At 68.8% G+C, this 12,906-nt stretch carries 13 protein-coding genes; 8 read left to right on the top strand and 5 right to left on the bottom strand.

The features are described from left to right. Positions 1–8: 8 nt before the first annotated feature. On the bottom strand, positions 9–893 hold the full coding sequence (locus tag ASF63_RS00585) for a helix-turn-helix transcriptional regulator (RefSeq protein ID WP_056508419.1): 885 nt from the start codon (positions 891–893) through the stop codon (positions 9–11). Positions 894–1,017: 124 nt separating this feature from the next. Here ASF63_RS00585 and ASF63_RS00580 point away from each other — a divergent pair, with 124 nt between their 5' ends. Further along, on the top strand, positions 1,018–1,962 hold the full coding sequence (locus ASF63_RS00580; protein ID WP_056510070.1) for an SDR family oxidoreductase: 945 nt from the start codon (positions 1,018–1,020) through the stop codon (positions 1,960–1,962). On the opposite strand, the gene ASF63_RS00575 is transcribed toward ASF63_RS00580, so the two are convergent. Then, positions 1,963–2,448, bottom strand: a complete 486-nt coding sequence (locus ASF63_RS00575) for a hypothetical protein (RefSeq protein WP_056508417.1) — start codon at positions 2,446–2,448, stop codon at positions 1,963–1,965. Between the two features lie 41 nt (positions 2,449–2,489). On the opposite strand from ASF63_RS00575, the gene ASF63_RS00570 reads away from it, so the two are divergent. Then, positions 2,490–3,941, top strand: a complete 1,452-nt coding sequence (locus tag ASF63_RS00570) for a phytoene desaturase family protein (RefSeq protein ID WP_056508415.1) — start codon at positions 2,490–2,492, stop codon at positions 3,939–3,941. 55 nt (positions 3,942–3,996) lie between these two features. Then, positions 3,997–5,040 (top strand): ATP-dependent DNA ligase, encoded by a 1,044-nt coding sequence (locus tag ASF63_RS00565; protein ID WP_056508413.1) that lies wholly within the window; start codon positions 3,997–3,999, stop codon positions 5,038–5,040. Between the two features lie 3 nt (positions 5,041–5,043). Here ASF63_RS00565 and ligD read toward each other — a convergent pair whose 3' ends face one another. From ligD to ASF63_RS00550, 3 genes are read right to left on the bottom strand one after another with little or no spacing between them, the layout of a single operon-like run. Next, entirely contained in the window at positions 5,044–6,096 is a 1,053-nt protein-coding gene (ligD, locus tag ASF63_RS00560; protein ID WP_056508411.1) for a non-homologous end-joining DNA ligase, read from the bottom strand. 40 nt (positions 6,097–6,136) lie between these two features. Further along, the gene (locus ASF63_RS00555; RefSeq protein ID WP_056508409.1) at positions 6,137–7,297 is read right to left on the bottom strand and encodes an SseB family protein; all 1,161 of its coding nucleotides are present in this window, start codon (positions 7,295–7,297) and stop codon (positions 6,137–6,139) included. 27 nt (positions 7,298–7,324) lie between these two features. Beyond that, the gene (locus tag ASF63_RS00550; RefSeq protein ID WP_056508407.1) at positions 7,325–9,790 is read right to left on the bottom strand and encodes an ATP-dependent helicase; all 2,466 of its coding nucleotides are present in this window, start codon (positions 9,788–9,790) and stop codon (positions 7,325–7,327) included. A gap of 158 nt (positions 9,791–9,948) precedes the next feature. Between ASF63_RS00550 and ASF63_RS00545 the strand changes: the two genes are divergently transcribed. The 5 genes from ASF63_RS00545 to ASF63_RS00525 are packed head-to-tail and all read left to right on the top strand — an operon-like array spanning position 9,949 to position 12,830. Then, complete coding sequence (locus tag ASF63_RS00545) at positions 9,949–10,257, top strand: hypothetical protein (protein WP_056508405.1); 309 nt, start codon at positions 9,949–9,951, stop codon at positions 10,255–10,257. Between the two features lies 1 nt (position 10,258). Then, entirely contained in the window at positions 10,259–11,569 is a 1,311-nt protein-coding gene (locus ASF63_RS00540) for a hypothetical protein (RefSeq protein WP_056508403.1), read from the top strand. Beyond that, complete coding sequence (locus tag ASF63_RS00535; protein ID WP_056508401.1) at positions 11,559–12,125, top strand: hypothetical protein; 567 nt, start codon at positions 11,559–11,561, stop codon at positions 12,123–12,125. The genes ASF63_RS00540 and ASF63_RS00535 overlap by 11 nt, the downstream gene beginning before the upstream one ends. Before the next feature lie 11 nt (positions 12,126–12,136). Then, positions 12,137–12,538 (top strand): YbaB/EbfC family nucleoid-associated protein, encoded by a 402-nt coding sequence (locus ASF63_RS00530; protein ID WP_056508399.1) that lies wholly within the window; start codon positions 12,137–12,139, stop codon positions 12,536–12,538. A 1-nt stretch (position 12,539) separates the two neighbouring features. Continuing rightward, entirely contained in the window at positions 12,540–12,830 is a 291-nt protein-coding gene (locus tag ASF63_RS00525) for a WXG100 family type VII secretion target (protein ID WP_056508397.1), read from the top strand. Positions 12,831–12,906 lie beyond the last annotated feature (76 nt).

The raw sequence follows: 12,906 nt of genomic DNA, 5'->3' as shown, positions 1-12,906 counted from the left end.
TCCGACCATCAGGTGTCGGGGTGCTCGGCGACCCCGACCGCATCGGACTCGGGCGTGAACCTCTGGGCGCCGATCACCGAGAGGAGCCTCAGCTTCTCCTGGCTCTCGCTTCCCGGTGCAGCCGTATAGACGAGAAGCGCATGCGACTGCTCAGGGTCGACGAGTGTCTGACACGAGAGGTCCAGACGACCGAGCTCGGGGTGGATGAACCGCTTGGTGCCCGGCGGACGGAGCCCGACCTCGTGTCGCTCCCAGAGCAGCCCGAACTCCTCACTCCGGGAGAGCAGGAGCTCGACGTACCGCGCGGCACGCGAACCCGGCCCCCGAAGGCTGGCGATCTCTCGCAGTCCCGACACCCACAGACGGGAGAGGAACTCGTGGTCGTCGGGGTCGTACAACTGCCGTGTCGAGGGTTCGGTGAACCAGCGGTAGCCGATGCTGCGGTCAGCCCCCTGCAGACGGGTCAGGTTCCCGACCAGAGCGATGCCGAGCGCGCTCTGCCGCAGCGTCTCCCCGAGTTCGGTGACCACCTCGGCGGGCGTGTCCTGCAGCCTGTCGAAGATCCGCAGCATCCCGGGGCTCACATGGTCGCTCTCGGCACCTCGCGGCGGCGGCGTATGACCGGCGAGGGCGAAGAGGTGGTCCCGTTCGCCCAGTGAGAGGTGCAGCCCCTGGGCCATCGCCGCGACCATCTGATCCGACGGCTGCGGCCCTCTCTCCTGTTCGAGTCGCGCGTAGTAGTCGGTCGACATGTGGCTGAGCGCAGCCGCCTCCTCCCGACGGAGCCCGCTCGTGCGACGGCGCTCCCCACGCGGCAGCCCGACGTCCTCGGGTTGCAGCGCCTCGCGGCGTCCGCGCAGGAACTCCGCGAGCCCCCGTCTGTCTATCGCCATGCGCCGCCTCCCCTCGTCGTATCCGTGGTACCAGTGGACCGGTGATCGATCCACGGATCGACGATCCCTGGATGCGCACCGGTGCGTCGCGAGAGCATCGACGTCGACAGAGAAGAGGGCGGACATGCCGCGAAAGAACACAGACCTGGTCATCCCCGCGCAGCACGGTGCCAGGGCGGTGGTCACCGGCGCCAGCGACGGGATCGGCCTCGGCATCGCGAGCCGGCTCGCCGCTGCGGGCGCGGAGGTCATCCTGCCGGTGCGCAACCGCGAGAAGGGCGACGCGGCGATCGCACGGATCCGGCGTACGGTGCCGGACGCGTCCCTGTCGCTGCGCGATCTCGACCTCGCATCTCTCGAGTCGGTCACCTCCCTCGCCACGACCCTGCGGGAGGAGGGCACGCCGATCAGCATCCTCATCAACAATGCGGGAGTGATGACGCCGCCCACCAGGCGCACGACATCGGACGGATTCGAGCTGCAGTTCGGCGCGAATCACCTCGGACACTTCGCACTCGCAGGCGGACTGCTGCCACTTCTCGTCGAGGGGAAGGCGCGGGTCGTCTCGCAGATCAGCGTCGCCGCCGACAGCGGCGCGATCAACTGGGACGATCTGCAGTGGGAGCGCTCGTACAACGGGATGCGAGCCTACAGCCAGTCGAAGATCGCCTTCGGACTGTTCGGGCTCGAACTCGACATGCGGAGCAGGGCCGAGGGGTGGGGAATCCGCAGCCTGCTCTCGCACCCCGGGGTCGCGCCGACGAATCTGCTGGCCGCGCAACCCGAGCTCGGACGGTCGACGCAGACGACAGCGCGGCGCGTCATCGACGCACTGTCACGCCGAGGCATCCTCCTCGGGACGGCCGAGACCGCGGGGCTGCCAGCTCTGTACGCTGCGACAGCTCCGGATGCCGTCGGCGGAGGCTTGTACGGCCCGTCCGGCCCCGGCCACCTGGGTGGCGGACCAGGGCCGCAGAAGCTCTACTCGCGGCTGCGCGACGACGCGGCAGCCGCCCGCATCTGGCAGATCTCCGAGGAGCTCACCGGGGTGACGGCACGCGGTGCGTGATCAGTCGCAGCCGCAGCCGCCGGCGGGCGTCTTCACCATGAAGCAGACGTCACACACGCCGTAGTCGCGCTCGACGAACTTAGGAGTGCGCTGGACCTTCGGCGCAGCGGCGGCGCGCGGGGTGGTCGACCGCTTGGCCTTGACCGGCGCGATCGGGCGGAACTCGCTCGGGTGCGTCACATAGAAGAACGGTGCGCGGCCCTCGCTCGGCTGCAGACGCAGGGGCGTCGAGCCGATCACGACGACCTCATCTTGCGTGAAGCCGTTGGTGTAGGTCTTCCCGATGTGCAGCGCAGCGCCCTCACCACGGCGGATCGCCTCGATGTAGCGGCCGCGGTCGATGTAGGAGGAGATGCCGATGGCATCCGTGATCGCCGCGATGAACTCGTGGTTCGCTTCGGCGATGCGGTGCGCGCGCAGCGCCTCCGCGAGGGTTCGGTACGGACGGGAGTTGCCTGTGGGGGTCGGGCCCTGAACTTCATTCATTTCTTCAAGGATCTCACGCCTGAGCATGGAAGACTGGCCGAATGGCTCGCGCGACGATCATCGGCTCCGGCCCGAACGGCCTCGCTGCCGCCGTGACGCTCGCTCGCGCCGGCTACGAGGTGCAGGTCCTCGAGGCGGCAGACACCATCGGCGGCGGTGTGCGCACCGCCGAATCCACTCTCTCCGGCTTCCGACACGACGTGTGCGCCGCCGTGCATCCGGCTGCGCTGTCGTCGTCGTTCTTCCAGGCTTTCGGCCTCGCCGAGCGGATCGAGTGGATCACCCCCGACATCTCGTACGCGCATCCTCTCGACGACGGTCGCGCCGGCATCGCCTGGCGCGACATCGAGCGCACCGCCGCAGGCCTCGGAGTCGACGAGCGCGCGTGGCTCTCGCTGCTGCGTCCGCTGAGCACCCACGTCGACGGAGTCGTCGACTTCACGGGCAACCAGATGCTGCGGATCCCCCGCGAGCCGGTCACGGCGCTGCGCTTCGCACTGCGGATGCTCGACCAGGGCACGCCGCTCGCCAACCATGCGTTCCGCACCGACGAGGCCGCGGGGCTGATGTCGGGAGTCCTCGCCCACGCCAACACGCCTCTCCCCTCGCTCGCGGGAGCGGCGGCAGGCCTGCTGCTGGCTGCACAGGCGCATGCCGGGGGCTGGATGTACCCACAGGGCGGAGCCCAGCGCATCGCCGACAGCATGGTCGCCGACATCGAGTCGCACGGCGGATCCGTCGAGTCCGGTGTGCACGTCACCGACCTGAGTGCGCTCGACTGGGGCGACCCCGACCGAGGCGACCTGCTGCTGCTGAACACGTCGCCGCGTCTGACCCTCACGCACCCCGACATCCCCGCCGGATACGCGCGAGCCATCCGCGGGTATCGCTACGGTCCGGCCGCCGCCAAGGTCGATTTCGCGCTCGACGGGCCCATCCCGTGGACGAACCCGGATGTCGCGCAGTCGCCGACCGTGCACATCGGTGGCACCGCAGCCGAGGTCTGGGAGAGCGAGAACTCGGTCGCGCGTGGCCGGATCAGCGATCGGCCGTATGCGCTCACCGTGCAGCCGTCGGTCTTCGACCCCACCAGGGCGCCCGAGGGCAAAGCTGTGCTGTGGGCCTACATCCACGTGCCGCAGAACTCCGACCTCGACGCCACCGAACTGATCACCCGTCAGGTCGAGCGCTTCGCCCCCGGATTCCGCGACCTGATCCTGGCGCACCACTCGGTGCCCGCATCGTCTCGCGAGGCGATCAACCCGTCGGAGATCGGCGGCGACATCCTGGGCGGCGCGTTCACGATCCCGCAGGCCCTGCGCAGGCCGGTGCTCGGCCCGGCACCGTGGCGCACGCCGATGCGCGGCGTGTATCTCGCCTCAGCCTCGACGCCGCCCGGCCCCGGCGTGAACGGCATGGCCGGGTGGCACGCCGCCCGCACCGCTCTGAAGGATGCAGGCACCCGCGTGACCCTCGACGACCTGTTCGGCTGATCGCGTTCGCGAGCGACCCCTTCTGCCGCAGCGCCACCACCGCCAGGATGGACCCATGCGCTACGAGATCCCCTCCCCCATGCTGGCGAAGGCGGCAGCCTCCGTGCCCGACCCCGCGAAGACGACGGGTGGACTGCTGTTCGAGCCGAAGTGGGACGGCTTCCGCGGGCTGATCTCGTGGGACGGCGACACCGTCGAGATCGGATCGCGCGGGGCCAAGCCCCTGACCCGTTACTTCCCCGAGCTCGTCGAGGCCATCCCCCGGGTGCTGCCCGGGCCGTGCCTGCTCGACGGCGAGATCGTCGTCGCCACCGGACCCGACGGCGCGCAGCGGCTCGACTGGGAGGCACTGAGCCAGCGCATCCACCCCGCGGCATCGCGCGTGGCCAAGCTCGCCGACGAGACCCCGGCGATGTTCATCGCCTTCGACCTGCTCGCCCTCGGCGACGAGGATCTGCTGAGCACGCCGTTCGCCGAGCGACGCGAGCGCCTCGAATCGCTGATGGCCGATGTCGAGCATCCGCTGCACATCACCCGCACGACCCGCGACCGCGACCCTGCCGTGCGCTGGCTCGCGGAGTTCGAAGGAGCAGGGCTCGACGGGGTCGTCGCGAAGCCCCTCGACCAGCCGTACGCCCCGGGCAAGCGCACACTCATCAAGATCAAGCACGCGCGCACCGCTGACGTCGTCGCCCTCGGTTACCGCATCCACAAGTCCGGCTCCGGCGTCGGATCCCTGCTCGTCGGCCTGTACGACTCCGACGGCACGCTGCGCCAGGTCGGCGGCGTCGCGGCGTGGAGCGACGTCCGACGCAGGGAGCTCGTCGACGAGCTCGCACCGCTCGTCGAACGCGACGACGCAGGCGACGCCGTGACCGGTGCGGGAGAACGCTCGCGCTTCAGCGGTTCGAAGGACGTGTCATTCGTGCGGCTGCGCCCCGAGCTCGTGCTCGAGGTGCGCTACGACCAGCTCGAAGGAGCGCGATTCCGCCACACCGTGCAGTTCGAGCGCTGGCGCCCCGACCGCGACGCACGCTCGTGCACATACGACCAGCTCGACACCGTCGCCGGTTACGACCTCGCCGACGTCATCGGCTGACGGTCACTCGTCGACCGGGTCGCCGTTCTCGTCCCAGTTCGCGGCGACCTTCTTGCTGGGCTGCACGCGCGGCGGCTCGCCCGGCATCTTGGGGAACTCGGGCGGGAACGACAGCTCGCCGAGCCCCGCCTCCTGGTCGCGCTCCCACCATTCGAGCAGGGTGTCGATGCGGCCCGGCGCACTCTGCTTCCCCGCCCACGGGTCACCGACCTCCGCGAGGCGCTTCGGGATGCTGCGGACCGTGAACGCCTGGGGGTCGAGCCCGTCGAGCTCGTCCCAGTGCACGGGCGTCGACACCGTCGCCTCGGGGAGCGCTCGGGGACTGTAGGCACCGGCCATCGTCCGATCGCGATTCGCCTGGTTGAAGTCGATGAAGATGCGCTCTCCGCGCTCCTCCTTCCACCAGTTCATCGTGACCTGCTCGGGCATCCTTCTCTCCAGCTCGCGCCCGGCCGCGATCACCGCGTGGCGGACATCGAGGAACTCGTGCGTCGGCTCGATCGGGGCGAAGACGTGCAATCCGCGGTTGCCGCTCGTCTTCACGAATGCCTCCAGCCCCACCTCGCGCAGCACCTCCCGCAGCGCGTGCGCCGCCGGGATCGCGTCGGCGAACCCGGTGCCCGGCTGAGGGTCGAGGTCGATCCGCAGCTCGACGGGGTTGTCGGAGTCTGATGCGAGAGACGCCCACGGGTGGAACACGATGGTGTTCATCTGCGCCGCCCAGACGATCGCGCTCGGCCGGTTCAGCACGATCTGCGGATGCCGCCGGCCGCTGTTGTACGTGACCGTCACCGCATCGACGTAGTCGGGCGTGCCCTTGGGCGGGTTCTTCGAGAAGAAGCCCTCGCTGCCCATGCCGTCGCGGAACCTCTCGAGAGAGACCGGTCGGTTGCCGTTGGCCTCGAGGAAGGGCGCGCTGACGAGCTGGAAGTACTCCGCGAGCTCGGCCTTCGTGATGCCGACCTTCGGCCACACGACCTTGTTCGGACTCGAGAGCACGACCTCGCGCTCACCGTCCGGATCGACGACGGTCAGGGTCACGCGTTCTGAGGCCATGCTCCGACCCTAGGGCGCACGTGCGGCGCGCGGAAGACCGTCAGGCGTCGAGGTCGACGGCCAGAATGAGCACCGACGTCAGGGCGTCGCGCTCGACCACCATGGTGGGTCCGGCCGGGTCGACGACCACACCTGCCATGTCGATGTGACTCGACAGGAGCTTGGCGAGCTGCTCGGGCTCGAACGGCAGCGGGCGGTCGCCGCGGCCGAGAGCGAGCACCTCGAGCGGGTGCGAGAACAGCTGCAGGAACCGCTTGCCGTCGGGAGTCTGTGCCTCGGCGATGCCGACCTGCCCGTTGGGGTTGCCCTCGTTGACGGCGACCCACATGCGCTTCGTGGCGAGCGCCTCGCCGAGCTTGGCCGCGGTGTCCTGCTCGCGCGGAGCGGCGACGATCGACTTGACGGTCATGTCGACGTCGGCCTGCTCGAGCGCCTTCTGCAGCAGTTCGGTCGGGAAGACCACGCGGTGCGGAGCCGAGGCGTTGTCGACGATGAGGCCAGCGAACTCACCCGAGACGACCTGCTGCAGCACCGAGGTCGTCGGCTGGGCGACGGCCGACGTCGCGGTCGGGTCCTTCTCGAGCTGCACCGAGTCGCGCACGGCGGCGGCCGAGCTGAACGCGAGCATGAACTGACGGTCGCCGTCACGGACCACGGCGACGGCCAGGGGCTTGCCCTCGCTGATCTGGGCACGTGCGTCGCCGTTCACCCGGATGTACAGGTGCCCCTGCAGTGCCTGGCGCAGCACCCCGAGGAGCTGATCGTTCGTGGCACCCTGCTCGACCTGCTTGAGCGATTCGCGGAGCAGGACATTGTCCTTCATACCCGCGACCGTCTCGGTCTGCTCGGGCGGCAGCGCGGGGGCCAGCGGAAGACGGCGTTCGGTTTCGGGAGCCGGCGCAGCGGCGGGTGCTGCCGGGGCCTGCGCGGTGGTGGCTGCCGGGGCCTGCGCGGTGGTGGCTGCCGGAGACGCGGGAGCCGCGTCGGGGTCGGGGAGCGCGACCTCGGGTCCCGCCTGGGCTCCCACACCGCGGAACGCCTGCACGGAGATCCCGATGGTCGGGGCGGCCTCGGTCACCTCAGAGGTTGCTTCTGCCTCTTCGGGAGCGTCGACGGCAGAGTCGTCGGTCTCTGTCTGGGTCTCGATCTGGTCGGCGACGACGTCGTCAGCGGACTTCTTGCGGCGGGAGAACAGGGCCATATCAGCCAGCCTAACCCGCGGAACCGCTCAGATCTTCTCGATCGGCGCGACCTTGATCAGGAGCTTCTTCTGTCCGGCCGAATCGAAGCGCACATGCGCGATGCGCTTCGCGCCCTCACCCGTGACCGCGTCGACCCGTCCCTCGCCGAAGTCGGAGTGACGGATGCGATCGCCTGCGGCCAGCTCGAGGTCGCCGTTGTCGCGCATCTTCGCCGTCACCCGGTTGGGGAACTTGTCCATCGCGGTCGACAGCGGCTTGAGCGAGTCACGACCCGGCAGCTGCTTGACCGCGAAACGGTCGCCCGAACCGGAGCCGGAACCGCCACCGCCGAAGCCGCCGGCACGACGTGCGTTGAGCGCACGCGACTGCATTCCGCCGCGCGAGTTCACATCACCCGGCGACTGGCGCCAGTCGATGAGCCCCGCGGGGATCTCCTGCAGGAAGCGACTGGGCATTGCGACCGAGACCTCGCCGAACTGCGCGCGGGTCATCGCGAGAGACAGATGCAGGCGCTTGCGCGCACGCGTGATGCCCACGTAGAAGAGTCGCCGCTCCTCCTGCGGCCCACCGGGCTCCCCGGCCGAGATGCGGTGCGGGATGAGATCTTCTTCGACACCCGTCACGAAGACGGCGTCGTACTCGAGACCCTTCGCCGTGTGCATCGTCATCATCGAGACCGACCCGGACTCGTCGTCGAGGTCGTCGGCGTCCGAGACGAGGGCGACCTCGGTGAGGAAGTCGACGATCGTCCCGTCAGGGTTGTTGCGAGCGAAGTCGCGCGCGACGGCGACGAACTCGTCGAGGTTCTCGACCCTGGCCTCGTCCTGAGGGTCACGGCTCGCGCGCAGTGCGTCGAGGTACCCGCTCTTGGACAGGAGAACGTTCAGCCCGTCGACGACTGTGGTCGGGGCAGGCACCTCGCCGGAGGCGGGGAGCATGATCTCGGTCGCCTCGGCGAGCACCGCGTCGAGCTGAGCGATCCCCGCCTGGATCTTCGGACCGAAGCCGAGCTGGTCGGGCACTGACAGCGCCTGACGGAACGTGATGCCGTGCTCCTCGGCGAAGCGCGCGATCGTGGTCTCGGTGACGTCGCCGATACCGCGTTTCGGCTTGTTGAGGATGCGCCGCACTGCCATCTCGTCTGCGGGGTTCGCCACCGCGACGAGGTAGGCGAGTGCATCCTTGATCTCGGCGCGATCGTAGAACTTGGTGCCGCCCATGATCTTGTAGGGCACGGCCGAGCGGATGAAGATCTCCTCCAGCGCGCGGGACTGCGAGTTGGTGCGATAGAAGACGGCCATCTCTGAGTACGGCATGCCCGAACGACGCAGCGCCTCGACCTCGTCGGCGACGAACTGGGCCTCGTCGTGCTGCGAGTACCCGGTGAAGCCGACGATCATGTCGCCGGCGCCCTTGTCGCTCCAGAGCTTCTTGTCTTTGCGGTCGAAGTTGTTGCCGATCACCGAGTTCGCGGCCGACAGGATGTTCTGGGTCGAACGGTAGTTCTGCTCGAGGAGCACGACGCGGGCGCCGGGGAAGTCCCGCTCGAACTCGCTGATGTTGCGGATATCGGCGCCGCGGAAGGCGTAGATCGACTGATCGGAGTCACCGACCACGGTGAGCGACGCGCCCGCGAGCTCGGGGCTGGTTTCGGGCTCGAAGATCATCATGCCGTTCGAGGCATACGGATCGGGGGCGTCGCCGGACACCGGCCGGGTGAGCTCGTGGATGAGCGCGTACTGGGCGTGGTTGGTGTCCTGGTACTCATCGACCAGGATGTGACGGAAGCGCCGGCGATACGTGTCGGCGACCTGCGGGAACGCACGGAACAGGTAGACCGTCTGCCCGATGAGGTCGTCGAAGTCGAACGCGTTGGCCTTCTGCAGCTGTCGCTGGTAGTCGGCGAACAGCTCGACGAAGATCCGCTCCGCCGGGTCGCTCATGTTGGCCTGGCGCGCGTAGGCATCGGCATCAGACAGCTCGTTCTTGAGCTTCGAGATGCGGGACTGCACGGAGGCGGGGGTCAGGCCGTAGGCGTCCGCCTCGTGTTCCTTGACCAGGCGCTTGAGGAGCGCGCGCGAGTCGCCGGAGTCGTAGATCGTGAACGACTTCGTGAATCCGAACTGCTGGGCCTCGCGCCGCAGGATGCGCACGCAGGCGGAGTGGAAGGTGGAGATCCACATACCCCTGGCCGCGTCGCCGACGATCGCCTCGACGCGCTCGCGCATCTCGCCCGCAGCCTTGTTCGTGAAGGTGATGGCGAGGATCTGGCTCGGCCAGGCCTCTCGTGCCCGCAGCAGCGAGGCGATGCGGCGGGTGAGCACACTCGTCTTGCCCGACCCTGCTCCCGCGACGATGAGAAGCGCGGGGCCGCGATAGGTCACGGCCTCGAGCTGCTGAGGGTTGAGGCCGGCGAGGAGGTCGTCCTGCCCCTGCTCCCCTGCGGGGCGAGGGCCGACGGATCCGGGGACGATGAGGGGGGCTTCGGTCATGGCCTTATGAGTCTAAGCCGCGCCACCGACACCGACCGCGGGTGAGGGCGACCTTCCGGAGCGGGAGCTTGGCAACGCCGGGCCCCCGACCTATCGTGGAACCTGTCTGCTCGCCGCTCCGACGGGTGGACACGCAGATTTCGGGGGGAGCTCGACCGATGGCGGAGATCGAAGTCCACAGCGATGCATACGAGGCCGCACGCAGTGCACTGACGGAGGCGGCAGCACAGCTGTCGTCGTCGCGCGGCAGCATCACCTCAGCCGTTCCAGGCATGGCATTCGGCCCGATCGGGGCGTTCATCCCTCCGGTCCTCAACTCGATCGGCGCCGTCGTCGAGGGCGCAGCCGGATTCGTCGGAACCGTCTCGCAGCGCACCGCCGATGGCGTGCAGAAGGCCGTCGAGGGCTTCCGCACCGTCGATGACACCGGTCGCGCCGACCTCGACCGCATCGCCGCGGAGGGATGACATGAGCACTGCTGTCCTCCCCGAGGCGGACGCCGCCGCATCCTCGCTCGCCTCCGGAAGCTGGAGCAGCCAGCTCCCTCCGGCCGGAGGAGCCGGTGACGACTGCGGCGGCGGACTGAGCGGTTTCGCGTCCGAGATCATGCAGTTCGTCCGCCCTCTGGAGCAATTGCTCGAACAGGTGGCAGGGGACCCGGCGGGGCTCTATCAGGCCTCCCATGCCTGGGAGACCTACGCCGGCGACGTGCAGTCGACCTCCGCGCTCTACCAGCAGGCGCTGACCCAGATCAGCGGCCATGTGCAGGGGATCACCGCGGTCGTCGTGGAGGGATCGCTGCGAGTCCTCCAGACGGCGACGCACTCGATCGCCGACTGGTCGAAGGTCATGAGTCAGGCGCTTCAACTGTGCGTGCGCGCGGTCGAGATCATGCGTTCCCTGGTGTGCGCGGGCTTCGAGCTGCTCTCGACGGTCGGTGGCAGCATCAAGGACCTCCTGTTCGGCAGCTGGCCCTGGGAGCTCGACAAGAAGGCGCAGGTGATCCAGGATTTCGCCGACAACTGCGCACAGGTCATCGCCGAGGTCACCTCCAACATCGATCGTGCCCTGCAGGCGCTGCGTGAGATGGTTCGTCTGGCCACCGATCTCTACCGCGCGATCATCCCGTTCCACCAGCGTCTGGAAGACCTGCTCGGCGAACTTCTCGAGCAGTTCCCCCCTGGCAAGCTCCTCGGCCCGCTCGGCGGTCTGCCCGGAGCGATCCCGCCCGGCGGGATGGGCGACACCTACAACCCCGGCCCGACGCCTTACCCCGGTTCCGATCACGAGTTCGAAGGCGAGTACGACCTGGGCTATTCGCACCAGTTCGACCTCGGCGAGACCGACATGACCACCGAGCAGCTCAATCAGATGCTGCAGCAGGAGTTCGGCCACGTCTTCCTCCCCTCCCGCGAGGGCGACAACTCGCAGCTCAACATGCAGCTCACCGGAGAGGGGCAGACCATCCAGACCTCTCTGTTCGGCATGGGCATCCCCGGCGTCACCGCGGGAGACATCACTGTTCAGCAGATCACCGACGACGGCTTCGTGATCGCCGCCCAGCCCGGGCATCCGGAGTACCCGGGCGAGGTCGCCTTCCGCCTGCGCAACGTCGACGGCCGCGGGGTCTTCGAGGTCACCGGGGCCTACAACGAGACGATCCTCGAGAGCATGGGCTTCTCCGGCAACACCAACCCCGCATACGCAGGTATCTCGGATGTCAGCATCTGGTCCGACATGCAGTACCGACTCGAGGACATGATGAACTATGGCCGCTAGGCGCTGGTCCGCACTCTCCGTCGTCGCCGTGGGCGTGCTCGCGCTCACGGGATGCGCGTTCGGGGGTGGCGGCTCCGACAGCGGGATTCCGCACGACGCCGCCTCGGGCGGGCAGACCCTGGCCGAGCTGCGCGAGTCCTTCGAGTCGATCCCCGGCATCACCGTCTCCGACATCGCCGGTGGCGACAAGCCCAACGTGAAGGGCAACACCGGGTACGCGATCGGGCTCGAGGTCGAGCCCGGCTTCGCGATCGCGGACGGAGCAGCGCTGGTCGATTTCGTGGTGTCGTCGGTGTGGTCGGTACGTGAGGGCTACATGCCGAACGCGCGCATCGACATCAGAGTGCGGACCTCGTCGAGCGGGGGCTTCGATGTGGGTGCCGCCGCGGCGCAGGCAGGGTGGGTGCGCGACTCCACATCGTCGCCGAAGCCGTACAGCACGGCCGCCATCGATCTGATGGAGGACAAGGATCAGGGCGCCAGCAACCGCGAGCGACTCGGGTCGTGGCCCGGAGACGTGCCCGAGGTCCCGACCGGCGTGACCGTGCAGGAATGAGGGAGAACGATATGGACGACAGCACATCCGGCATCGACGAGGGATTCGCGGCCGCCCGCAAGCAGCTCGACGACATCAACCGGCAGGCGCAGCAGAACCAGGCACGCGCTCAGGCACTGGCGACCGATGTCGAGACGCTCGTCGAGTCGGCACGCAGTCCCCGAGGCGAGGTCACCGTTCGCGCCAAGGTCGGCGGAAAGCTCGCCGGTCTCGAGTTCGGCCCCGCCGCCGAAGCGCTCACTCTGCAGGCTCTGGCCCAGGTGACGCTGGAGACTATCGCGCAGGCGCAGCACAACGCGATGTCGACGCTCGCAGATCGCAGCGCCGAACTGTTCGGCGAGGAGTCCGACATCGCGACGAGCCTGAAGTCGGATGCGCGGCGCGGGTACCCGTCCCCCGGACTGGAGCGCTGACATGGATCTCAAGGTCGACCCCGACCGGCTCGCGGAAGCGGCCGCGAGCAGCGCCGCCTCCGCCGCCTCGATCGTCGAATCGCTCGACTCCCTCGCGGGTACCTCTCAGGACCTCCGCAGCCGCTGGGAGGGTGAGGCCCAGAACGCCTACACGCGGCGTTCTTCGGCGCTCGACTCGCAGTGGCGCCTGCACGCGGGCACCCTGCGTCTCTCCGCCGAGCGTGCCGCACGGCTCGCCGAGGAGTACCGCCAGGCGGACTCCGACGGCGCCCGCGCCGTGCTGGGGTTCTGACACCGCTTCGCGCACTGCCGCTGAAGCACACACGAAGGGGAGGATGCGCGGATTCTCGCGCATCCTCCCCTTCGTC

The organism is Microbacterium sp. Leaf320 (genome assembly GCF_001423485.1).
GTDB lineage: Bacteria > Actinomycetota > Actinomycetes > Actinomycetales > Microbacteriaceae > Microbacterium.
Note: the sequence above shows the minus strand (reverse complement) of the source record. Positions and strands in the feature narration are given on the sequence as shown.

Excerpts from the sequence above, each read along its gene's own strand:
- ASF63_RS00565 (WP_056508413.1), top strand. The coding sequence starts at position 3,997 with ATGCGCTACGAGATCCCCTCCCCCATGCTGGCGAAGGCGGCAGCCTCC.
- ASF63_RS00580 (WP_056510070.1), top strand. The coding sequence starts at position 1,018 with ATGCCGCGAAAGAACACAGACCTGGTCATCCCCGCGCAGCACGGTGCC.
- ASF63_RS00530 (WP_056508399.1), top strand. The coding sequence starts at position 12,137 with ATGGACGACAGCACATCCGGCATCGACGAGGGATTCGCGGCCGCCCGC.
- ASF63_RS00540 (WP_056508403.1), top strand. The coding sequence starts at position 10,259 with ATGAGCACTGCTGTCCTCCCCGAGGCGGACGCCGCCGCATCCTCGCTC.
- ASF63_RS00570 (WP_056508415.1), top strand. The coding sequence starts at position 2,490 with ATGGCTCGCGCGACGATCATCGGCTCCGGCCCGAACGGCCTCGCTGCC.
- ligD (WP_056508411.1), bottom strand. The coding sequence starts at position 6,096 with ATGGCCTCAGAACGCGTGACCCTGACCGTCGTCGATCCGGACGGTGAG.
- ASF63_RS00555 (WP_056508409.1), bottom strand. The coding sequence starts at position 7,297 with ATGGCCCTGTTCTCCCGCCGCAAGAAGTCCGCTGACGACGTCGTCGCC.
- ASF63_RS00585 (WP_056508419.1), bottom strand. The coding sequence starts at position 893 with ATGGCGATAGACAGACGGGGGCTCGCGGAGTTCCTGCGCGGACGCCGC.
- ASF63_RS00550 (WP_056508407.1), bottom strand. The coding sequence starts at position 9,790 with ATGACCGAAGCCCCCCTCATCGTCCCCGGATCCGTCGGCCCTCGCCCC.
- ASF63_RS00575 (WP_056508417.1), bottom strand. The coding sequence starts at position 2,448 with ATGAATGAAGTTCAGGGCCCGACCCCCACAGGCAACTCCCGTCCGTAC.
- ASF63_RS00535 (WP_056508401.1), top strand. The coding sequence starts at position 11,559 with ATGGCCGCTAGGCGCTGGTCCGCACTCTCCGTCGTCGCCGTGGGCGTG.
- ASF63_RS00545 (WP_056508405.1), top strand. The coding sequence starts at position 9,949 with ATGGCGGAGATCGAAGTCCACAGCGATGCATACGAGGCCGCACGCAGT.
- ASF63_RS00525 (WP_056508397.1), top strand. The coding sequence starts at position 12,540 with ATGGATCTCAAGGTCGACCCCGACCGGCTCGCGGAAGCGGCCGCGAGC.